Genomic DNA, 22,645 nt, shown 5'->3' on the forward strand with positions numbered 1-22,645 from the left:
CGCGCCCTACGGTATCGCAACCCGGGCCGCGGCCCTAGGGCCGTGGGCATCCTCCACCGGCTCGGGCCCGGGTTGGGTCGGCGGATCCGATGAGGGGGCCGTGGGGGCCTCGGTCGAGGGGAGGCTGGATGTCCCACCCTTGGGCCCGCCGCTGGAGGTGGCCTCGTCCACGGGCAGCAGCACGGTGAAGCGCGCTCCATCGTTGCTGCTGCGGCCCACCTCGATGGTCCCCTGATGGTTCTGCACGATCCGCTGGCTGATCGGCAGGCCAAGCCCCGTCCCGCCGCTCTTGGTGGTGTGGAACGGAACGAAGAGGTTGGTCATGGTCTGCGCCGACAGGCCGGGACCGTTGTCGCACACGTTGAGCGCCACCGCATCGGCCCGCAGAAGGCCCCTTCGGCGGACGCTCAGCGAGATCTCGATCGCGCCCTCCTCCGCGTCGCCGATGGCATCGAGGGCGTTGAGCACCAGATTGAGCAGCACTTGGCGCAGCGCGTCCGAGTCTCCGCGGACGCGGGGGAGATCGTCGGGAGCGGGGAGCACCGTGATGCGGCTGCGGGCGGCCTCGGGGACCAGCCGCAAGGTGGCCGTGACCACATCGCTTGGATCGAGCGGACCCAGCTCGCCCTTGAAGGGCCGCGAGTAGGTGAGGAACTGGGTCACCACGCGATTGAGCCGATCGACCTCCTCGAGGATGATGTCGAGGAACTCACGGGTCTGCTCGTCCATCGCGGGGCCCTGCGGGCCATCACCGCTTGGGCTGGCCCCGGTGGGTGGTCGCAGCACCTGGACCGCGCCCTTCATGGCCCCCAGCGGATTGCGGATCTCATGGGCCAACCCCGCGGCCATCTCGCCCAGTGCGGCGAGGCGCTCGCGTTCCTTGCGGCCCTCGTAGACGGCCGAGTTCTGCACGGTGGTCGCCGCCTGGGCCACCACGCCCTCGAACAGCTCGACCTCCTCGCGAGCAAACGGCTCCACCAGGCGCTGGTCGTCCACGAACAGCGCGCCGAGCAGATCGGGATCCTCGTCGGGCACCCCCGAGGGACGGCCGAGGATCGGCAGGGCCAGGCTGGCCTCGAGCGCGCCGAGCGTGTCGAGCATGTCCTGCAGCTCGGCGCGTTCCTCTGGGCCGGCGCGCTCGCGCTCGCGCTCGAGCTCGTCGCGCAGCGCCGTGCCGTGGCTCTGCAGGCGCTCCAGCATGGGTCGTCGGGTGGCCAGATCGAGGCGGACCAACGGGGTGGGGGCGTCCTCGTTGGCCGAGGTCCAGCGCTGGAGCAGCAGCGCCGTACCCTCGCGATTGAGCAAGTAGAGGCTGGCCTGGGTCACGCGGCCCGACGACTCGAGCGACTCGATCACCAGGCGCGCCATCTCGTCCACGTCGATCACGTTGAGCAGGCGCTGGCGCAGGCGCACCAGCATGCGTCGCAGCACGGGGCGGTCGTGGAACAGCCAGCCCTCGATGCGGTGGTCGATCTCGCGGCGCACGGGCTCGAGCAGGATCACCACCGCAAACGAGGCCACGGCGGCGTTGAACAGGAACAGCGATGGATCCTGGTCGATCCACACCAGCAGGGCCGCGTAGAGGCCGGTGACCACCACCACCAGCACGCTGAGGCTGAAGATGCGGGTGGCGATCTCGGGCAGGTCGAGCAGGCGCTCGCGCCGGAGGGTCTGCTCCACGAAGTAGAGGTAGACCGCGGTCACGATCGGGCCCACGCCGCGGGCCAGCGGCGAGCCCAGGGCCAGCGTCACCAGGCTCGCATAGAAGAGGTAGCGCAGCCGGGGGGCGAGGGCGGTCTGCCGCGCGGCGCGGGCGGCCCACCAAAGCCGCATGCTCGCGAACCACAGGCCGCCGACCACGTAGACCGTCAGCAGCACGGGGATGATCTCCCACCAGCCGTAGTGCTCGACGTCGAAGAACAGGGAGATGGTCTGGGCGACCACGAGGCCCACGCCGAGGGTCGTGCGCAGGCCGCTGCCCGGCTGCCAGCGGCGATTGCCCGACGAGGGCACGAAGCTGGCGAGCAGTCGGTCGGCCGTCCAGGGCAGGGCCAGGGCGATGGTCTGGCCGAACCAGGCGAACAGCTCGGCGCCCGAGAACCCGTGGAAGAAGCGGGCGACGTGGTAGAGGCCCAGGTTGAAGCAGAACACGGCCAGGCGCACCGCCTGGGTGCGCTTGCGATCGCGCAGCACCACGCTCGTGCCGATGGCGAAGGCCACCGTGGCCGCGAGGAGTGAGCTGAGGCTCTCGCTTCCCACCGGGGGCGATCATACGCGTCCCCCCGGGGTCCATGGCGGGTGGGATACGGTGAGAGGGGCGCCGTGGCCTCCGGCGCGGCTCGTACGGGGCTTTGGGTCCCGGGTTTGGCGGCGGCCCGCAGGCCGTGGCATGCTGGGGACCCATGGCCGCGATCATCGACGACGACAAGCGGGCGCAGCGAAAGGCTCGCGCCATCGCGTCCGACATCTACCTCTACAACAAGGCCAAGATCGAGGAGTCGCTCAAGAGCGACAGCTTCTTCGAGGACTTGTCGGAGTTCATCACCGAGGGGCGCGACTTGTTCCGCTCGAGCGTCACGCCCGAGCTGTTCAAGAAGAACTACTTCGACCGGGCCATCGTCGATCGCGTGATCAAGCCGATGGCAGCGCTCAAGACGGACATCTGGTAGCGCCGCTGCCCCCGAGCGGTGGCCCCGAGGATGGTGGCCGAGGCGATGGCCGAGGTGGTGACGGTGGCGCTCGAGCCGGTGTCGCCGCCGCTGCGATGTGATCGCGCGCTGGTCCAGGCGCTCGAGGTGGCGGGGCATGCGGTGACGCGATCCATGCTGGCGCGTGCGTTCGACGAGGGGGACGTGCGGGCGGAGGGCAGGGTGCTCAAGCCCAGCGCGAGAATCGAGCGATCGCTGGCGGTGGAGGTGCGGCTGCCTCGGCGGCAGCCGCTGCGGGCGGAGCCCGAGGCGCTGCCGCTCGAGGTGATCCACGAGGACGCGGCGGTGCTCGTGGTCGACAAGCCCGCGGGGATGGTCGTGCACGCCGGGCCGGGGCATCCGCGGGGCACGCTGGTGAACGCCGTGCTGCACCATCTCGGGTGTTCGGCCGAGGGGTTGCCGGTGCTGCCGGGCAATGACGCGACGCGCCCGGGGATCGTGCATCGGCTCGATCGCGACACGAGCGGGGTGATGGTGATCGCCAAGCATGCCGCCGCCCAGGAGGCCCTGGCCGCGCAGTTTCGCGTGCACGATCTGAGGCGGCGCTATCTCGGGGTGGTCGAGGGCTTGCCTTCGTGGGATGCAAAGCGGGTGGAGACGGGGCACGGTCGCGATCCCGCGGATCGGCGGCGCTTCTGTGCACGGGAGGACGCGAAGCGGCGGGCGGTCACGGAGATCGAGGTGGTGGAGCGGCTTGCGGGTGCGAGCGTGCTGGGGTTCTCGCTGCACACGGGACGAACGCATCAGATCCGCATGCACGCGCGGTGGCTGGGCATGCCGATCCTGGGCGATGCGCTCTACGGACGAACGCCGCGAGATGCACGGGTCAGGGCGGCGGTGGAGGGGCTCGGGCGGCATGCACTCCACGCCGAGCGGCTCGAGCTACGGCACCCCGAAGACGGCCGGGTGGCATGCTGGACCGCGGAGCTGCCCGCGGCGCTGCGTGCGTTGATCGAGGCGTTGCGGAGGGAATGAGGTCGCGGGCTCGCTGGCACCCTCGTCGCGGCTGTGCGATGTAGGGGTGATGCTAGAGTGTGCCGCTGCTCTGTCCGCCCTCGCGCCGTCCGTCGTGCACGGCTTCACCGATCGACGTGGGGGGCACAGCCAGGGGCGGTATGCCTCGCTCAACTTCGGTCGCAAGTGGGGGGACGATCCCGAGGCGGTGCGGCGCAACCTCGAGGCGGTGGCTGGCGAGTCGAGGTTCGATCCCGCGTGGTTGGTGTGCGTGCGGCAGGTGCATGGGGCCGACGTGCTGCGGGCGCGCGACGTGGGGCAGGGCAGCGAGGCCGATGCGCTGTGGTGTCATCGCGAGGACGGACCGTGCGTGGTGGGGGTGCTGACGGCCGATTGTGTGCCGGTGTTGATCGCGGATCGGCAAGGCGAGGCGGTCGCGGCGATCCACAGTGGGTGGCGGGGGACGGTGGCCGGCGTGGTCGCGAGGGCCGTGCGAGTGCTGGCCGAGGCCGGGGTTCCGCCCGAGCGCTTGGTGGCCGCGATCGGTCCGTGCATCGAGCAGGACGCGTTCGAGGTGGGCGAGGAGGTCGCGGCGCAGTTCGACGAAGCGTTCGTCGAGCGCGAGCGCTGGCCCAAGCCGCACGTCGATCTGGTGGGCGTGGTGCGGGCGCAGCTTCGGGGGCAGGGCGTGCCCGAGGAGAGCATCGAGCGGGTGGGTGCGTGCACCCACGCTCATCCCGAGCGCTACTTCTCCTTCCGCCGGGACGGCGGAGGGATCGGGCAGATGATGTCGTTCATCGGCGTGGCCGGGTGACGGGTGGGGGCGCGCTCGGCACGAAGCAGACCCCGAGGTCTTGGCGGGCGGCGATTCGTGAGGCGATGATCCAAGGGGCATGAGTCCACCCCGTGAGCCCCGACCCGCGAAGACGACCCGCTTCGATCCGCGCGCGCGTTCACGGATGAAACGGTTCGTGCTCGGCCCCCTCGCCGCCGTCGCTGCGCTCGCCCTCGGCTGCTCGGCCCCCGTCACCGTCGCCACGTTCAACATCCGCATGTTCCCCGAGCAGACCACCGACCGTGGTCGGGTGGCCGAGCGCCTGGTCGAGCTCGATGCCTCGGTGATCGCCGTGCAAGAGATCCGCGACGCCCGTGCGTTCGGCCTGGTGCTCGAGGACGCCTCGCGCCACAGCGGCCGCGACTACCAATTGCTCATCGGGCCCTGCGGAGGCGAGGGTCCCGACGGGGACGACCCGGGCATGATCACCACCGGGGTCGTCTACGATGCGAGCACGTTCACGGTGCTCGAGCACACGGGCTACCCCGATCTCCAACCCGACGGCACGTGCGGCCCGGGACTGCCGGGCACGCTGGCGGTGCTCGAGGATCGCCGCGGCCACCCGCTGGGCGTGCTGTCGGTGCACCTGCACCCGTTCCCCGATCGCTTCGACCTCCGCCGCGAGCAGTGGTCGCGCGTGGTCGCGCGCCTGCACGAGCTGCAGCAGCGCTACGATGCGCCCATCCTGGCCCTGGGCGACTACAACAGCACGGGCTTTCGCGGCGAGCCGGCGCAGGAGCGCTCGTTCGTGGAGGAGACGGTGGCCACGGCGGGCCTGCGGCTCCCCACCGCCGACCTGGCCTGCACCGAGTACTGGCGACCCCGCGGCGACCCTGGGCCCTACCGCCCCTCGGCGCTCGACCATGCGGTGGTCACCCGAGGCGAGTGGACGGCCGAGGTGCGCGGGATGTGCGAAAGGCTCGCATGTGCTCCGACCGCCCCGGAGGCCATGGATTCGGACTACTTCGACGTTTCCGACCACTGCCCGGTGATGCTCCGCGGCCGGCTCTAGTCCCGCCCGGAGCGAGGGTCGGCACCCCCAGGCAGGCCCACGAACGCCCACGCACGCATGGGCGTCGTCGCTGATACGATTGCCCGACATGAGCCCTGTGAGCCTGCGATCCTCGTCGTCGTCTTGGTGGCGCCCGCTGTGTGGCGTGGCGCTCGGATGCTTGCTGGTCCTCGCCTGCGACACGGAAGAGGCACCGGCGGTGCAGAGCGCCGATCTCCGCGTGGACGAGCGCGATGCTCGCTGTGAGTATCTGGTGCGCTGCGGCTTCATGCCCAGCCGCGACGTGTGCCTCGCCTCCGAGTCCTACGACCAGGGATTGGTGCAGGCGCTGGGCGTCACCAGCTTCGATCGCGCGGGCTACGACCCCGAGCTGGCGGCGGTGTGGCTCGATACCCTGCGCGACCTCAGCTGCGATGCGACCGTGGAGAACGTGCGCATGCTGGCCGATGCCCGCGCTCCCGTGTTCGCGGGGCGCATCGACGTGGGGGACTCGTGCTTCGCCGACGAGGAGTGCGTGGGCGAGGCGATCTGCGATCGCTCGGCGTGCCCGGGCAACCAGGTGTGCTGCACGGGCGAGTGCGTGGAGTGGCGCGTGCTCTCGGTGGGCCAGACGTGTCCGCTGCCCCAGGATGGCGTGCGCATCTCGGCCGTCTGCGAGGACCTCGCCTACTGCCAGGTGCCGCCCGACGATGGCAGCGGCATGCCGCCCACCCAGGGCACCTGCCAGGCGCGGGTCGACAACGGCCTGCCGTGCGATGCCGTCGACGGCTGCCTCGACGGCCAGCGCTGCAACGTCAGCGGCTCGGGCAACTGCTACAAGCTCGCGGCCTCCGGCGAGATGTGCAACCCGGACCTGCAGCAGGGCTCGTGCATCGGGCTCAACGAGGTGTGCTCGCCGTCGTCGTCGACCTGCGTGGCGGCACCCGGCCCCGGCGAGGCGTGCGTGCATGGCCGCTGCGCGGGCTGGGCGGTGTGCCGGGAGGACATGTGCCTGGCCCGTCCCCTGGCCGGCGAGGCCTGCGACGGCTCCATCCCCTGCCTGGGCGACCTGCGCTGCCAGGACAACGTCTGCCAGCTGACGACCACCGTGCTCGTGTGCCTCGAGGGCGATCCTCCGCCGCCCCCGATGATGTAGCGGCGCGAGCGGCTCGCCTACGGCGTGGACGCTCGTGAGCGCGCCGCTGCCCGCGGCTTCTTCCCGTGCTGGCCCTGGCCCCGGGCGGCCATCGTGGCCGCGGGGCGGCGCACCACGTCGAGCCCGGCCTCGAGCACCTCGTCGCGGCCCGCCCGAAGTCCCGCGAGGGTGGGATGCACCTCCACGTGGGGCCGCACCCCCTGGTGGTGGAACGGGCTGCCGTCGTGTCGGGTCACCCGCATGCCGCTCCACACGAGGTAGAAGCCACCCAGGGTGTCGAAGCGGACGATGTCGCCGTTGGCACCGGCGGTGGGGGTGCCCACCAGCGTGCCCAGCTCGTGGGCCTCGACGTAGCTCAGCACCGACTCGGCGTAGCTGATGGCCTCGGCCGAGGTGAGGAACGCGACCGGGGCCTCGATGTGGGGCGCGGCCGGGCGGCGATGCCAGCCGATGTCGTGCCAGGCGACCACGCGGCCGTCGGGCTCGACGAAGCGCGGCACGTGCATCCACAGCGTGTCCTCGGGCTCGTCGAGCAGGTGATCGATGATCACGTCGTTCTCGGTGGGGTAGCCGCGCATGTCGAACACCACGCCGGGGGCAGCGGCGAGCAGCGGGATCTCGGCCTCCAGCTCTTGCTCGGTCACGCGGGTGAGGTCGACGTAGCGCACGCCGTCCTCGAAGGCGTGGAGCGGGGGCGGACGCGGGGGGATGGGCACGTTGCCGCGCTCGGCCTGCGCCTTCATGCGGTGCTGCTGGCCATCGCGCTCGAGCACCAGCTCGATCTCGTCGCCGAGCGCGGCCCGTGGAACCTCCCAGGCCGCGGCCCGGAACTGGCGCCACTGCGGCGTGCCGGACAGGCGGGCGGCGATCTGCTCGATCCGATCGATGGCCGGTCGCCCGTCGATCTCGGTGATCACGTCGCCGATCGCGAAGCGATCGGGATCGTGGGTACCGGTGACCACCGCATGGCCCTCGACCAGCTCGATGCGAACGGGCAGCGCCGCGTCGGGCGCGTGGCGCCGGTGGCCCACGTAGCCGTGACCGTCGTGCAAGGGCTCGAGCAGGCCACGGAGCGTGTCGCGGAACGACGCGACGTCGCCGTCGTCCTCGGCGTCGCGCAGGCTCGACACCAGCATCGCGTCCCAGTCGAGCGCGAGCTCTTGTTGATAGGGGTAGAAGTGTCGCAGCACGTTCCAGGCCTCGATCACGGCGGCCTGGCGCACGGCGAGCACGTGGTGGTCGCGCTGGAGATCGAGCGAGGGATCGAGCGCGGGCGTGGGGGCCCTTGCGGCTCGCTCGGCCTGCTCGGCGCTCAGCACCACGGGCAGCCGCAGGTGGAGCGAGGGGGCGAGCTGCACCTCGACGCGTGCATCGGGCGACGGCGACTCGGCGAAGCGGCGGCGCCACGCCTCGTCGGGGTGCACGCGCGCCTTGACGTAGGGCGCGCGATGCAGCGACACCCACGAGCCCGGAAACCCCTGATACTGCCAGTAGACCAGGCCGTCGCGTCGCGTTGGGGCCACGGGGAGCGGTGGCGGGGGCTCGCCGTCGACCCACAGCTGCAGCGAGGGCGCGAGGGGGCGGAACAACGCGTCGAGCCGCTGGGCGAGCACGTCGAGGGTGGGCGCGTCGTGGACCTCTTGCACCCCGGCGACGGCCAGCCGCTGCCAGTCGGCCTGCTGCGAGGCGTCGGTGGGGTGGAAGAACCGAACGTAGCCGTACACCCGGGCGAAGGCGACGAGGTTCTCCTCGGGGGTGGTGGCGCGATCGCGAGCCGGCGCGCGGGGAGCCGCGGGCTCGGCAGGAGCGGCCACGCCCTGGTGGGCACAGCCCAGGAGGAGACACGCGAGCAACCCGGCGGCCCAACGAGACGTCGGCATCGCCTCACGGACGCCAGCCGGAGGTAAAAGGTTCCCGGGCTCGTCGTCCACGGGCGCGCAATATACGCAAGTTGCGCCCGCTCGTCTTCCCCCCGGTGACCACGGCAGTTATTTTCATCGAGGTCTGCGCGGTGTGGCCCCTGGGGGGAAGAAGCATGGCACGGTGGCCGGCATGGGCGCGATCCACACTCCTCCACGTGTGGCTCGGCGTGGTGATGGTGCTCGGGGGGTGCGACGCGGGCCGCAGCTCGGCTCCGGACGAGCTCGAAGACGAGGAGATCATCGAGGCCATCGATCCCTACGACGAGGGATCCGACGAGGATCGGGGCGCCGGGGAGCTCGGCCCCACGCCGGTCGAGCGCCATGGCCAGCTCCACGTGGCCGAGGGCAAGCTCCGCGACGAGAGCGGCGAGCCGGTGCAGCTGCGTGGGGTCAGCAGCATGTGGCTCAACTGGGAGGACGATGGCTACGCCGAGGATCCCACGGCGCTGCGCTGGATGCGAAACAACTGGGGCTTGTCGGTGATCCGCGCGTCGATGGGCATCGAGCCCGAGGGCGCCTACCTCCAGGATCCAGAGCACGCGCGGGCCCAGGTGCAGACCATCGTCGACAATGCGATCGCGGCGGGCGTGTACGTGATCATCGACTGGCACGATCACGAGGCCCAGGAGCACCAGGCCGAGGCGGTCGAGTTCTTTCGCAGCATCGCAGCGACCTACGGCGACGTGCCCAACGTGATCTACGAGCCGTACAACGAGCCGCTGCAGGTGTCGTGGAGCGACGTGCTCAAGCCCTACCACGAGGCCGTGGTCGCGGCGATCCGGCAGGAGGATCCCGACAACGTCGTGATCCTGGGGACGCCGAATTGGTCGCAGTACGTGCACCACGCGGCGGCCGATCCCCTCGATGGCGACAACCTGATGTACACGCTCCACTTCTACGCCTGCACCCACGGGGCGCAGCTGCGCAACCTGGGGACGCGTGCGCTCGGCGACGGCGCGGCGCTGTTCGTGACCGAGTGGGGGGCGACCCACGCCGACGGCGGACTCGATGGCGAGGTGTGCCTGGAGGAGGCGACCGCGTGGCACGAGTGGATGAACGAAAACCACGTGGGGTGGACCGCGTGGAAGCTCGATGATTGTGGCCGGGACTCGAGCTGCCTGTTGCAGCCGGATGCCCCGCTGTCGGGCGGCTGGACCAGCGAGTATCTGTTTGGTCACGCGCCGTTCGTGCGGGCTCGCATGCAGGCGGGAGCGCTCACGCCATGAAGCTCATGTGGTCATCCATGCGTCGACGGTGTCGCTCGGCCACGGCACGGTGGGCGAGACCTGCGGGTGTGGAAAGCCCCCAGCCTCGATCCGGCGGGCCAGGGCGAGGTCGACGGCGGAGCGCGTGAGAGCGCCGACCGCGAGGGTGATGACGCCGGCGCCGATCGGGCCGCGGTCGAGGACCAGGTGCTCGAGCAGGGCGTGGCCGAGCACGTAGGCGCGGGCGCCATGCGAGCGCACGGCGTGATCGAGCGGCTCGAGCGTACCCTCGCGGCGCGCTCGCTCGAGCGGCTCGATGGCCTCGGGCAGAGCGGCGAGGACGATCGAGGCCTCGTCGAGCAAGGCGAGCGCGTCTTCCTCGCGGCCACGGTTGCCGAGGCGACCCGAGGTGGGATCGCGGCGGCCGTGCTGCAGCTCGAGGTACCGCCGATGCAGCGCGTGCTTGGTGCGGGGAAACGCGATGAACGACAGCACGTTGAAGGTGTCGTGCCACGAGCCCTCGCGGGTGGGGATGGTGCCGGCGACGACGGCCGCTTCGTAGCCGGCGCTGGCCTTGGCCTCGTCCGGGCCGGCGAGGCGCCAGCGCGAGCCGCTGGCGGCGAGCCAACGATCGAGCTGGTCCCGTGAGGGTGGATCGGGGGCGGCGAGCGGCGGCCAGGCCTCGGCGAGCACCGCGAGCGCTCGATGGCGGCGCCAGGGAGAGGGATCCATCGCGAGCTACATGCGAGCGAGGATCTGCGCCTTTTGCTGCTCGAACTCCTCCTCGGTGAGGATGCCGGCGTCGCGCAGCTCGGAGAGCTTGTAGATCTGATCGCCGACCTCCTCGGCCGTGAGCGGAGTCGGGGGCGAGGGGGGCGCTGGTGGTCGGCCGTAGGGAGGCTGGCCGTAGGGCGCTTGGCCGTAGGGCGGAGGCTGGCCGTAGGGCGCTTGGCCGTAGGGCGGAGGCTGGCCGTAGGGCGCTTGCCCGTAGGGCGGTGGAGGCTGGCCGTAGGGCGCTTGCCCGTAGGGCGGTGGAGGCTGGCCGTAGGGCGCTTGACCGTAGGGCGGAGGAGGCTGGCCGTAGGGCGGTGGCAAGTAGCCGGCCGGAGGCGTCGTTCCCCCCAGTCCTCGGCGGCGGCGCTCGCCCGCCTCCTTCAGCTCGGGGCGCTTGATGAGGTAGAGCGGGAACGCGATGATCCACAGCAGCAAGCCGCAAAAGAACCAGCCCATGGGCCCAATCGCGGCCAAGCCCTTGAGGTCGCGCTTGTCGTAGCCGAGATTCGAGGAATCGACGGCCATCCAGATCGCGCTGACGAGCACGATGAGCCCCATCATGGTCGCCAAGGGTAGCGCACCCGTGGCGCATGGGGATGCGCGAGATGGCGGTCTTGGCGCAGGGGACCCCGTGGGGGTTGCGGGCGGACGTCCACGCAGCGTGACGATGGATTGGCAGGATGCTCGTCGCACCGACACGACTCGAGCGCCGTGCGCCGCCGCTTGGCATGATGGCTGCCATGAGTGACGAGGTCTGGGTCGACGTGGCCGCAGAGGCGGAGATCACCCCTTCGCATCCGGTGGTGCTTCGCCAGGGGCGCCGCCGGCTCGCGGTGCTGCGCAACGAGGCCGGCGAGCTGTGGGCCGTGGACGATCGCTGCCCGCACGAGGGCTATCCGCTGGCCCAGGGGCAGCTGCGAGGCTGCACGCTGACCTGCGCGTGGCACAACTTCAAGTTCGACCTCCGCGACGGTCGCTGTCTCAAGGGGGACGAGTCGGTCGCGGTGTACCCGGTGCGGGTGGTCGATGGGCGTGTGCAGGTGGATGCTCGTCCCCCTGCCGACGAAGGCGCAAAGGCGCGAGGGCTGCAGCGGCTGGCAGAGGGCATGCTGGAGCGCAGGCTCGGACAGATCGCACGCGAGCTCACGCGGCTGCTCGATGCCGGGATGGATGCTCGCATGCTGGCCCTGGAGGCCGCGCGCTTCGACGCCGAGCGGGCCGAGTACGGCACCACGCACGCGCTCGCGGTCGCGACCGATCTGTTGCCGCTGCTGCCCCGCTACCCCGGGACCCGGGCGGTGCTGCCGCTGATGCAGGTGTTCGATCTGGTCAGCGAGAGCCACGTGCGACGCCCGCTGCGGCCCGTCGCAGCTCCGATCGATCCGGGTGACGACCCCGTCGCGGCGGGGCGACGGCTGCGGGCGCTGGTCGAGCAGGAGGAGGGCGAGCAGGCCGAGGGATTGCTGCGCGGTGCCCTGGCCAAGGGCTGGGGGCGGGCCGAGCTCGAGCCGTGGTTGTTCGGTCCGTGCTGCGATCACTTCCTGTCGTTCGGGCATCCGCTCATCTATCAAGGCAAGCTGTTCGAGCTGCTCGAGGCGGTGGGCTGGGAGCACGCGCAGGTGCTGCTGCCGGCCCACCTGCGCGGCATCGTCGATGCCACGCGCGAGGACACGCTGCCGCGCTGGCAGTCGTTCGTGCGGCGCCTGGCCGAGCACGAGGACGCGCTGCCGCGGTGGTGGGCGGCGGCGCCCCGAGCGGGGACGGCGGCCGAGCTGCCACGATCGCAGCGTGAGGCGTGGTGGCGCGCGCTGGTGGACGGCGAGCGCGACGAGGCGTTCGATGCGATCGCCGAGGCGCTGCAGCAGGGGGCGGCCCCGACCGCCATCGCCGACGTGATCGCAGCGGCGGCCGCCGAGCGGATGCTTCGCTTCGAGCTCGCGGTCGAGCGCGATCCCACCGTGCAGGAGGGCTGGCTCGACGTCAGCCACACGCTCACGTTTGCGGCCGCGGTGCACCACGCGGTGGGGCGCTACGACGATCCCTCGGTCCTGCGCCTGCTGTTCCAGGCCGCCCGCTTCGTCAACAATGCGCGGACGCTCGATGCCTCACCGGCGCCAACTGGCCTCGAGCGTGGGTGCACGCCCGGCGCGGAGCCGGTGACGCTGCAGGCGCTCGACGCTGCGATCACCGCGCGCGATCCGGAGGCGGCCGTGGCCCTGGCCTCCGGCTACCTCGCGGCGCACGGTCCCGACGAGGCGCTGCGGCATGCGGCCGAGGACCTGCCGCTCCGCGACCTCTACACTCGCCCGATCGTGGTGGCGCACGCGATCAAGGTGGCGCGTGTGGCCTTCGAGGTCGCGGCGCGCCTGCAACATACTGCGTGGGCCGAGCTGCCGATCCTGGCGCTCGTGCGCTTCGGCGCGTCCCCGCATCGCGAGCGCGCGGTGGGGCAGCTGGCGCACGAGGCCGAGCGCCTGGTGGTCGAGGGCAAGGTCCCGCACACGCGCACGTGAGCGGCTGACGAAGCGGCCATCTTCGGGTGGACCCGAGGCAGACCCAGGCGGGCCTCGGCACGAGAGGGGCTGCGTGGCGGAACCGACGGGTGTTCTCGCGCAGCGAGGCGGTCCGAGCGGTCGTGAGCACGGGTGGTGGTTGACCGCGGCGCGGGGATGGGCGACCAAGGAGGGGTGGGGGAGCTCCGTTGGCTGCACGTCTCCGATCTTCACCTGCGGGGTGGCGATCGCTACGACGCCAATCGCGTGCTCGATGCGCTGCTGTCCGCGGTTCAGCGCGAGGCCGAGGCCGGCTGGCGCCCCGAGCTCGTGTTCGTGACCGGTGACATCGCCAATCGCGGCAAGACCGAGGAGTACGCGTGGGCCACCGAGCTGTTCGATGGCTTGCTCGCGGCGGCGGGCCTGTCGGGGCAGCGCGAGCGGCTGTGGGTGGTGCCCGGCAACCACGACGTCGATCGCGACAAGGGCGAGTACCTGCTGCGCAGCCTGGCGAGCAATGCCCAGGCCGATCAGTACTTCGCACCCGACCGCACGCACGACCATGCGGGCAAGCTCCATGCCTATCGCGCATGGTACGACGACTACTTCGCGGGCATCCGTCGCCTCGAGGCCACGTCGACCTGTGGTCCGGTCGACGTGATCGCGCTGCCGCGGGCGCGGGTGGGCGTGCTGCCCATCGACACCGCGTGGTTCTCGCAGGGCGACGACGATCACGGCCGGCTGTGGGTGGGCAGGCGCTGCCTCGACGGGGCGCTGGCTCGCGTCGAGGCGCTGAAGGAGCACACTCCGGCCGATCTGTGGGTGGCGCTCATGCACCATCCGCTCGAGTGGCTCCACGACGAGGAGCGCGGCGAGGTGCAGCGCAAGCTCCGTGCGAGCATGGACGTGCTGCTGCGCGGACACCTGCACGAGAGCGAGGTGGAGCAGGTGCTCACCCATGCGGGGGGCTGCATCCAGATCGCCGCGGGGGCGAGCTATCAGGGATCGCGTTGGCCCAACCGCGCACTGCTGGCCCGGTGGGATGGCCAGCAGCTGCGACTGCGTCCGATCCGCCACGTCGACAGCCAGTCGACCTGGACGCTCGACACCGAGCTGTTTGCCCACTCGCCCGACTACGAGGGCACGGTGCCGCTGCCGGGGCAGCGTCCGACGCAGCCACCCGAGCCCGCGGTGGCCAAGGACGTGCCGCCACGGACCCGCGAGACCTTGCATCCGTTTCCGGGGCGCCGCCGTCGGGCGCAGAGGCGCGGGGGGTTTCGGCGCGAGCTCGTCGTGATGGGCACGCGTCAGGGTCCGCGGATCCAGTGGAGCTTTCGGACCCCCGATCGACCGAGCCCCTTTCGCGAGCGGGTCGTCGATCCATGGTCGACCGAGGGGCTCACGACCCTGGTCGATGGGCACGACTTCGGCGGTCTGGGCGAGCGGATCGGCGAGCTGCTGTTCGGGCGGCATGGGCAGGAGCAATTCCACGAGATCTTCCGCAGCCTGTTCGTCACCGAGCGCGACGAGCGACCGGGGCCGGCGGTGGGCCCGGTGCGCTGTCGGTTGCTCGTGGAGGACGACGAGGTGGCCGGGGTGCCGTGGCGGCTCGCTGCGGACCGCGGGCACTGGCTCACCGAGGACGGCTGGACGTTCGAGCTGGCGAGCTCGGCGACTCCGGAGGCGGCGATCCAGCTACCGAACCCGTGCTCGATCGTGCTGCTGGCCCCCACGTGGGGAGCGCTGGGACGCCGGGCCCCGCGGGTCGAGCTGATGATCCGCGAGCTGTTGATGGGAGCGTGGCCCGGGCTGAGCGACGATCTCGGGGGACACCTGGCGGTGGCACGCAGCCTCGACGAGCTGACGCGCAAGGTCGAGCTGCTGCGGCCGCACGTGGTGTTGGCGCTGGCCCACCACGTGATCGGCGGCACGCCAGCCCTGCGCCTGGGCAGCGCCGGCAGCGTCGACCGGGTGCCGCTGGCCGCGATCGCCGAGCGGCTGCGCGGCCCGGTCAGGGCGCTCTACCTCGCGACGCTCGGTGATCTGCCGCTGCCCCTGCGAGCGGTGGCTGGCGGTGGGCTGCCCTGTGTGATCGGCCCCACCGTGCCGGGGCACGCCGACGACGTGGTCGACGTGATGATGGCCTGGCTGCACGGCTTGCTCATCGAGGCGCTCGATCCGGTGGAGGCCATGCACGAGCTGCCGGCGGCGGGGCCCTCGCGGCGCTGGGCGGGGATGCGGGCGCACACCGACTACTTCAGCTGGTCCACGGCGCACGCGCTGGCGCTGCCGCTCGACGGCCTGGCCGAGCTGCGGGTGGACCGCAAGGATCAGCGCGCGCTGTTCCGCCAGCACCTCGACGAGCTGGTGCGCGACTCGTCGCGGCGGGTGGAATCGATCGTGTGCTTCGGCAGCGAGCGCGACCTGCCCGAGCTGCTCAGTCGGCAGCTCGAGCACGAGCTCGACGAGCGCGAGCTGGTCGGCACCGTGGTCGTGCGTCAGGGCGTGCCCCTGCCCGCGTTGGGGCGCCCGACCGAGGCGATGCGCGAGGATCTGCGACGGATGCTGCGCGAGGAGCTCGACGCGCGCCAAGGCGAGGAGCTGGCGGCGGCGGTGCAGCGCATGGCCGACTTCCACGACGTGGGCACCGACATGTTCGTGATGTGGCTCGACTGGGGGGTGGCCGACGAGCACGTTCGGGCCGGTGAGCTGCAGGCCTGGCTGCGCATGGCGGCCGAGGACCTGCCGCACCTGTGCGACGGCCATCCCTGGGTGCGGGTGCTCTCCACCCTCACGGTGCGGCTGCGACCCGAGCGGTTCGCTCGCTTCGAGCAGGTGATGGCCCAGCTCGCGCGCGTCGAGCAGAGCCACCAGGCCACGATCAAGCTGCTGCCGCAGCTGGGCAAGGTCAAGGAGGAGGATCTCGATCGCTACCTGCGAGACCGCCGGCTCACACGGTGCCCCGAGGCCCTGATCCCGGCTGCAGCCCATGCGATCATCGCCAGCACCGGCGGCTACTTCGACGACGTGATCGCGCTCATCGAGAGGACCGAGCGCGGAGGCACCTGGACGGCGCTGGCCGGTGAGGCGAGCCTCGGGGCCGTCACCGCCGGGCTCGACCTGGAGATCGACTTCACATGAGCGAGTTCGAGATCATCGATCACCTTCGCACCGAGCCGCTGGGCCCCGATGCCCTGCAGCGGCGTCGCTCGCAGCTTCGGCTGCACGACCTCCGCGCCGGGGCGCCGCTCTATCGGCTCGATGCCGAGCTGGCCACCGCGATCAACGTGGCGCTCTCGGTGGGGGCGCCGCTCTTGCTCACCGGCGAGCCGGGCACGGGCAAGAGCCAGCTGGCGTACTACCTCACGTGGTACTTCGGCCTCGAGGCAGGCGTGCCCGAGGCCGAGCGCGAGCAGCCCTTCACCTTGCCGGTCAAGTCGACCACGGTGTGGAGGGATCTGCTCTACACGTTCGACACGGTGCAGTACTTCTACGATGCCCAGCGCAAGTCGCGGAAGGACGAGGAGCTCGACCCCAAGCAGTACCGCGACAAGGGGCCGCTGTGGCGCGCGATCGAGGTGGCCAAGTCGGGCAAGACGGCGGTGGTGCTCATCGACGAGATCGACAAGGCCCCGCGCGACTTTCCCAACGACCTGCTGCGCGAGCTCGATCAGTTCGAGATCCGCTGCAAGGAGACCCGTGAAGAGCTGAGCGGTCACAAGGATCGGCTGCCGATCGTGGTGATCACCAGCAACAGCGAGAAGCGGCTGCCGCCCGCGTTCCTGCGGCGCTGCATCTTCCACCACATCGAGTTCGACGAGACCCTGGTGCGCCGGGCGGTGGCGGCGTGGCGGGACTTCCAGCGGGACGGCGGGCCCGCCAAGGGGCGGCCCGAGGGGATCGGACCCGGGGAGGTGCCCTCGCTCGGGCCGACGGACGAGGCCGCGGTGCAGGCGTTCATGCGGGTGCGTCGGGTGCCGCGGCTGCACAAGCTGCCGGCCACGGCGGAGCTGCTGGTGTGGATGGCTGCGCTCGACACCCGCGGGGTGAAGGCGAGCGAGCTGACCGGGAGCGTCGGGGAGCTTCCGCTGCTCTCGGCGTTGATCAAGGACCGCGACGATCTCAAGACCCTCCGTGCGACCTGATCCTCACTCGCGCTGGCCACACGTCGAGCGCCTGCAGCAGCAGCTGGCCCGCGAGGGGCTGGCCATGGGCGTGATGGAGCGCGTGCGGCTCGAGCACGTGCTGGAGGATGCCGGCGTACCGAGCGGCGACGCGGTCTTCGTGGCGTGGGTCGACGCGGAGCCGGAGCGCCTGCGGCGGCTCTTGTGCGCGACGCTGGCCAAGTCACCGGCCGAGCGCGAGCTGGTCGAGGGAGGGTACGCGCGCTGGTTGGTCGGGCTGCCCCGCGAGGCCAGGGCGTCGTGGGGCGGGGGGGTCGAGGCGAGCACCGCGTGGGGCAGGGTCGCGACGCCCGGGGTCTCGGCCGACGAGGCCTCGTCATCGCGAGGGGCGGCGAGGTGGATCGGGCCGCTGCTCGTGCTGGTGGTGCTGATCGGCTGGGGGGGGTGGTCCATGCTCGCTCCGTTCGACGGTGGGGCGGATGGTCAGCGTGCGACCGCGACGGACGCCAAGGAGAGCACGGGGGCTCGGGATGCTCCCCAGAGGGACGAGCGCGGCACGGACGGCGAGTCCGCGGCGGACGGCGACGATGGTTCGGGTGAGGCGGCGCCCAACGAAGCCGAGGACGTTCGACCTCCGCTCGATCTGACCCGCGTGAAGGTGGCGGTGCCGTGGCCGGTGATGGTTGCCATTCCCCGGGCATGGGACGACTCGAGCATTCCGTGGTCGTCGTGGGGGGTCGGCGGGCTGTCGCTGGTGGTGCTCGTCGTGGCGTGGCGCAGCAGCCGGCGGCAGCGATTGCTGCCCGCGCCGGCGGCTCGACCCGCGCGGCACGGGGGGGGACGGGTCCAGCCCGAGCTCGATCGCGGCAAGCTGCCCGCGTTCGTGGAGCGCTCGGAGCAGGAGACGCTCGTCTGGGGCATCGGGCGCGAGGTGTCCGAGCGCCTCACCGAGCAGCTCGACGCCGAGCGCACCGTCGACGAGACCATCGGGCGCGGTGGTCTGCCGCAGCTATGGTTCCAGCCCGCATTCGAGCACCGCGGGGTGTGGCTGTGGCGTGATCGCCGGATGAAGTCGGGCCAGGCCGACGCCAAGCGGCTCGAGGCGGAGATCGTGCGCACCCTGAAGGAAGCCGAGCTGCCCGTGCACGTGGCCACCTTTGCGCGGGTGCCCGACAGCCTGCAGAAGGTCGATGGCCCTGCGTTCAGCCCGGCCGAGCTCGACGAGCAGCGCCGCACCACGCGGGGGGTGGTGCTGACCGACGGGCACGGCCTCTTGCAGGCTCGCACGGCCCGCGAGGGGGCGCAGGTGCAGGACCTCCTGCGGCGCCTGCAGGGATGGCACGCGCTGGCGGTGGTGGTGTTCGGCGAGCGGGTGGCGGAGGTCGAGCGCATGCTCGAGCCCTATGGCATCGCGTGCCTGCGACCGGCCGATGCGGTGGCCCACCTCGCGGGAGCCCTGCGCGAGGGCGGGGCGGTCGAGCGCGAGCGGGAGCTCCTGCGCTGGGAGACCGCGTGCGCGCTGGCGCCTCGCAGGATCAGGGAAGAGGACGCGCTGGCGCTGCGCAACGCGCTGGGGCTTCGGATCGAGGGCTTCGCCGTCGACGCGCTGCGGCAGCGGCACGGTCGGGGGCAGCACCTGGTGTGGAGCCGGCCGCAGCGGGTGGCGATCCTGGCCGACTACGATCGTGCGTTCGGCTACCGGGCGATGGGGTGGGATGCGATCGAGCGCAAGACGCTGCTGGGGCGAGCGCTGGCGTTCTGGCACGAGTACTACGCCCAGGCGCTGGCCGAGCCGACGCTCGAGCCGGGCACGCGCGACGCATTGATGGTGGAGCGGCTCGTGCTCGGGCTGTGGGATCGGCCCGAGGAGGTCGTGCGCGGCGACGAGGGGCTCTATGCGCTGTTCCAGACCGAGGTGCTCGGGGACGTGGTGCGGGAGCTGGTGGCGCAGTACACCGATGTCGATGGCGACGAGGATCGCGTGCGCCTGCCGTGGAGGTACGAGGAGCGGTCGGTCGACGTGCAGGTGATGCTCGGGCGCATGGGGTTTGCGGTGCGTCACCCGGTGGCGCGGGTGCAGCGAGCGGGGCGCTGGGGCTGGGGGCTGGGGCTCTGCCTGGGGCTGGGGGTGACGGCGCTGGGGCGGGGCATGGTGGAGATGATGATGCCCGGCTCGAGCGGCGCGGCGCCCGAGATCCGCTGGGTCGGTCCGCAGCCCGACGAGAGCTGGGGAGGGTGTGCCGCTGCCGACGACGGATGGTGGAGGTGCGAAGCGAGCTCTCGCTTCACCAAGACCAGCCGGCGACTCCGGCCGGAGCTCTCGCCGTGGGTGGAGTGGAGGACCCTGTGGGCGCCTTGCGTGGAGAGGCAGACCCTCTCGATCGATGGGTTCGACGGGCGCCTCGTCAAGCACGTGCGGCGATGCACGGCCCGAGGCGACCTCCAGGAGGAGAGCTGGGTCTTCGAGCAGGTCCACGATCCGCCCGTCCAGCGCTCGCTCGAGAGCCCGGTGCCCGAGCCCCGGCTCGAGAAGGAGGCGAGGTAGCCGATGCCCTCGTCGACCCCACGGCGACGGCAGCGGTCGCTCGATCGCATGCTCGCGCGCATCGACGCCCTGCCGCCGGCCGCATCCTGGGCGGCGGGCCTGCTCACCGGGGGGGTGGTCGTCCTCGGCGCGGGTCACCCCTCGGCGCTGTGGGTGGCGTCGTTCGTGCCCGTGCTGGCCTTCGTCGCGGTGCGTGGGGCGGGGCTGTGGCCCGGAAGCCAGCGCGTCACCAGGCCGGGCGCCATGAGCCGGGGCGCGCTCGCCAGCATCGAGCTGGCGGTGGGGATGGTCGTGATCATGACCCTCGCGTCGCGTTGGCTGCCGATGCCGGCCAGTGTGGCCGACGCCAACGACTCCGAGGCGCTCGGCACGTTGCACCTCGATCTGGGCTCCGAGCACGGCCTCGATGACTCCAGCGGCTCGGGCGATCCGAGCGACACGACTGGCGCGGGCGACATGGGAGCCCACCCCGACGAGACCTCGAGCTCGGGTGCCACCTCGACGGACTCGTACGATGCGATCCCGCCCGACGACTCCGCCACCGGCGGCGTGGTGACGCAGAGCGGCGATGATGGCTCGGTCGTCTCCTCCGTGTCCCCCTCGGACTCGGGCAGTGATCGCTGCCCCGGCGGCATGGTCCTCATCGAGGGGGGCAGGTTCAGTGCCCAGGGCAACAAGCACTCGGTCAAGCCCTTCTGCCTCGACGTGACCGAGGTTCGCGTGGCCGACTACCGGCGCTGCGTCGACGTCGGCAAGCGGGGCAAGCCTGGCTGCACGCTGGGCGGAGGCAAGCGCATCAAGACCACGAGCAAGCCCGGTGATGGTGCCCTCGACACCAACTGTCACCTCGCCCAGCGGGCGAACCGCGATGCGCATCCGATCAATTGCGTCGAGTGGTTTCAGGCCAAGGACTACTGCCAGTTCGTGGGCAAGCGCTTGCCCACGGAGTGGGAGTGGGAGTGGGCCGCGAGGGGGCGCACCAAGGCTCATCGCTACCCCTGGGGCAACCAACCGCAGCCGAGCTGCGACATGACGGTGAAGAAGGACTGCGGCGGCATGCGGCCGGTGGGGGCGGCCTCGCGAGATTCCACGCCCGAGGGGGTCAAGGACATGGGCGGCAACGTGGAGGAGTGGACCAGCACCGCCCCCTCGGGTCGCACTCGCATCATTCGAGGCGGATCCTGGTTCTCGGGCAACAACCGAATCCTCACCTCCAATCGCCAGCGCGACAGTCCCCACAACAGCTATCACTACGTGGGGTTTCGCTGCGCCGATGACCCGAAGGCCGACGCTCCGAGGGCCAGCGCTTCGAAGGACGATGCGTCGAAGGATGAGCCCGCCGCCCGCTGACTCGCGGCCTGGCAAGGACGGCGTGATCACCGACGCCATGCGAGTCTGCCGGGGAACCCTAGATCGGCTGATGTGGACCCCATCGTATGGACCAGACCCGGTGCCTTGCGCGGTCGCCTCGTCGACGGTGTGAGCGCCTTCTTGGGCATCCCCTATGCGGCACCGCCGTTCGGCGCGGCGAGGCTTCGGCCGCCGCAGCCGGTCGCCCCCTGGAGCGGAGTTCGCGACGCCATCGCGTTCGGCCCGAAGTCACCACAGCCCGTCTACCCGCCAGCGATGGCGCGGTTGCTGCCCGAGCTCACGATGGGAGGCGAGGATTGCCTGAGTCTCAACGTGTGGACTCCGCAGCTCGGCGGCGGGGCGGCCCGACCGGTGATGGTGTGGATTCCGGGCGGTGCGTTCGCCCATCACGCCACGGGCGCCTCGCCCTGGTACGACGGCAGCCGCTTTGCTCGCGATGGTGTCGTGTGCGTGACGATCAACTATCGCGTCGGTGCGGACGGCTTCCTCTCCTTGCGAGAGGGTCACGCGAACCGCGGGCTGCTCGATCAGCTCGCCGCGCTCCGGTGGGTACGAGACGAGATCGCCGCCTTTGGTGGCGATCCCGACCAGGTCACCATCTTCGGCGAGTCCGCAGGAGCGATGAGCGTGGCCACGCTGTTGGCCTCGCCGCGCGCCCGGGGCCTGTTCTCGCGGGCGATCGCGCAGAGCGGCGCGGCCCACCACGTGATCTCACCCGCAACCGCGCAGCGGGTGGCGACGAGGTTCGCCGAGCTCCTGGGCGTGCCGGCCACCCGCGAGGCGGTGGCGGCCGTGCCCATCGATCGCCTGCTCGAGACCCAGGTGCAGCTCGAGGCCGAGCTGGCGGCTTGGCCCGATCCGCAGCGCTGGGGGCCGGAGGTTGCGCTCACTGGGATGGCATGGCAGCCGGTGATCGATGGCGACCTCGTACCCGCTGCCCCGCTCGAGCGCATTGCGGCCGGGGCGAGCGCCGACGTCGAGCTCCTCCTGGGCACCAACGTCGACGAGCATCGCCTGTTCCTGGTGACCAGCGGTGCGATCGATCAGGTCACCATCGAGGCGGTGGCCGACGTCATCGCGGCCTACGGGCTGTCGCCGGAGCCGACGCTGGCGGCGTACCGCGCCGCCCATCCTCGGGCCAGCCCCGGCGATCTGCTCGCGATCGTGCAGACCGACTGGTTTTGGCGGCTTCCCGCCCTACGTCTGGCCGAGGCCCACGCGCCGCACCCCGGGGCCACGTTCATGTACGAGTTCACGTGGCCCTCGCCGCAGCTCGGCGGGCGCCTGGGTGCGTGCCACGGGCTGGAGATCCCCTTCGTGTTCGACACGCTCGGGCAGGGCACCGAGCCGCTGCTCGGTCCCCATCCTCCCCAGGCGCTGGCCGATGCCATGCACGCGGCCTGGGTGCGCTTCGCGGTGCACGGCGACCCGGGGTGGCCGCGGTACGAGCTCCCGCGGCGGACGACCATGCGGCTCGGCCTCGCATCCGAGGCGGTGGACGACCCGCGCAAGGCCGAACGCACCCTCTGGTACGGAGTGCGGTAGGACCTCGGGGCATGAGCGGTTTC

At 71.5% G+C, this 22,645-nt stretch carries 16 protein-coding genes; 12 read left to right on the forward strand and 4 right to left on the reverse strand.

Annotated features, from left to right (window positions below; translation table 11 throughout):
• Nucleotides 1-6 precede the first annotated feature (6 nt).
• Complete coding sequence (locus OEB96_RS06780) at nt 7-2,259, reverse strand: sensor histidine kinase (protein WP_266214631.1); 2,253 nt, start codon at nt 2,257-2,259, stop codon at nt 7-9.
• 143 nt (nt 2,260-2,402) lie between these two features.
• Here OEB96_RS06780 and OEB96_RS06785 point away from each other — a divergent pair, with 143 nt between their 5' ends.
• The 5 genes from OEB96_RS06785 (at nt 2,403) to OEB96_RS06805 (ending at nt 6,644) form a co-directional block, all read left to right on the forward strand.
• On the forward strand, nt 2,403-2,669 hold the full coding sequence (locus OEB96_RS06785) for a hypothetical protein (protein ID WP_266214632.1): 267 nt from the start codon (nt 2,403-2,405) through the stop codon (nt 2,667-2,669).
• Between the two features lie 18 nt (nt 2,670-2,687).
• Complete coding sequence (locus OEB96_RS06790; protein WP_266214633.1) at nt 2,688-3,683, forward strand: RluA family pseudouridine synthase; 996 nt, start codon at nt 2,688-2,690, stop codon at nt 3,681-3,683.
• A gap of 49 nt (nt 3,684-3,732) precedes the next feature.
• Nucleotides 3,733-4,476, forward strand: coding sequence for a peptidoglycan editing factor PgeF (gene pgeF, locus OEB96_RS06795; protein WP_266214634.1), 744 nt, complete (start codon nt 3,733-3,735; stop codon nt 4,474-4,476).
• Between the two features lie 157 nt (nt 4,477-4,633).
• A complete protein-coding gene (locus tag OEB96_RS06800; protein WP_266214635.1) occupies nt 4,634-5,509 on the forward strand; it encodes an endonuclease/exonuclease/phosphatase family protein in 876 nt (291 codons plus the stop codon).
• An 88-nt stretch (nt 5,510-5,597) separates the two neighbouring features.
• Nucleotides 5,598-6,644: a hypothetical protein gene (locus OEB96_RS06805; RefSeq protein WP_266214636.1), complete on the forward strand. Its 1,047-nt coding sequence runs from the start codon at nt 5,598-5,600 to the stop codon at nt 6,642-6,644.
• Between the two features lie 17 nt (nt 6,645-6,661).
• On the opposite strand, the gene OEB96_RS06810 is transcribed toward OEB96_RS06805, so the two are convergent.
• Nucleotides 6,662-8,524, reverse strand: coding sequence for a S41 family peptidase (locus tag OEB96_RS06810; protein WP_266214637.1), 1,863 nt, complete (start codon nt 8,522-8,524; stop codon nt 6,662-6,664).
• Nucleotides 8,525-8,679: 155 nt separating this feature from the next.
• Between OEB96_RS06810 and OEB96_RS06815 the strand changes: the two genes are divergently transcribed.
• On the forward strand, nt 8,680-9,792 hold the full coding sequence (locus tag OEB96_RS06815) for a glycoside hydrolase family 5 protein (protein ID WP_266214638.1): 1,113 nt from the start codon (nt 8,680-8,682) through the stop codon (nt 9,790-9,792).
• Between the two features lie 3 nt (nt 9,793-9,795).
• Here OEB96_RS06815 and OEB96_RS06820 read toward each other — a convergent pair whose 3' ends face one another.
• The gene (locus OEB96_RS06820) at nt 9,796-10,503 is read right to left on the reverse strand and encodes a DUF3025 domain-containing protein (protein WP_266214639.1); all 708 of its coding nucleotides are present in this window, start codon (nt 10,501-10,503) and stop codon (nt 9,796-9,798) included.
• A 6-nt stretch (nt 10,504-10,509) separates the two neighbouring features.
• Nucleotides 10,510-11,106, reverse strand: coding sequence for an SHOCT domain-containing protein (locus OEB96_RS06825; protein WP_266214640.1), 597 nt, complete (start codon nt 11,104-11,106; stop codon nt 10,510-10,512).
• Between the two features lie 179 nt (nt 11,107-11,285).
• Between OEB96_RS06825 and OEB96_RS06830 the strand changes: the two genes are divergently transcribed.
• From OEB96_RS06830 to OEB96_RS06855, 6 genes are all read left to right on the forward strand, one after another.
• Nucleotides 11,286-13,058 (forward strand): Rieske 2Fe-2S domain-containing protein, encoded by a 1,773-nt coding sequence (locus tag OEB96_RS06830; RefSeq protein ID WP_266214641.1) that lies wholly within the window; start codon nt 11,286-11,288, stop codon nt 13,056-13,058.
• A 174-nt stretch (nt 13,059-13,232) separates the two neighbouring features.
• On the forward strand, nt 13,233-16,178 hold the full coding sequence (locus OEB96_RS06835; protein ID WP_266214642.1) for a metallophosphoesterase family protein: 2,946 nt from the start codon (nt 13,233-13,235) through the stop codon (nt 16,176-16,178).
• On the forward strand, nt 16,175-17,182 hold the full coding sequence (locus OEB96_RS06840) for an AAA family ATPase (RefSeq protein ID WP_266214643.1): 1,008 nt from the start codon (nt 16,175-16,177) through the stop codon (nt 17,180-17,182). The genes OEB96_RS06835 and OEB96_RS06840 overlap by 4 nt, the downstream gene beginning before the upstream one ends.
• Nucleotides 17,172-19,706: a hypothetical protein gene (locus OEB96_RS06845; protein WP_266214644.1), complete on the forward strand. Its 2,535-nt coding sequence runs from the start codon at nt 17,172-17,174 to the stop codon at nt 19,704-19,706. Before OEB96_RS06840 ends, OEB96_RS06845 begins: the two co-directional genes overlap by 11 nt.
• A 3-nt stretch (nt 19,707-19,709) precedes the next feature.
• Entirely contained in the window at nt 19,710-21,056 is a 1,347-nt protein-coding gene (locus OEB96_RS06850) for a formylglycine-generating enzyme family protein (RefSeq protein WP_266214645.1), read from the forward strand.
• Between the two features lie 72 nt (nt 21,057-21,128).
• Nucleotides 21,129-22,622, forward strand: a complete 1,494-nt coding sequence (locus tag OEB96_RS06855) for a carboxylesterase/lipase family protein (protein WP_266214646.1) — start codon at nt 21,129-21,131, stop codon at nt 22,620-22,622.
• The last annotated feature ends 23 nt before the right edge of the window (nt 22,623-22,645 follow it).

Source organism: Paraliomyxa miuraensis, assembly GCF_026337845.1.
In the GTDB taxonomy this organism is placed as follows: domain Bacteria; phylum Myxococcota_A; class Polyangia; order Nannocystales; family Nannocystaceae; genus Paraliomyxa; species Paraliomyxa miuraensis.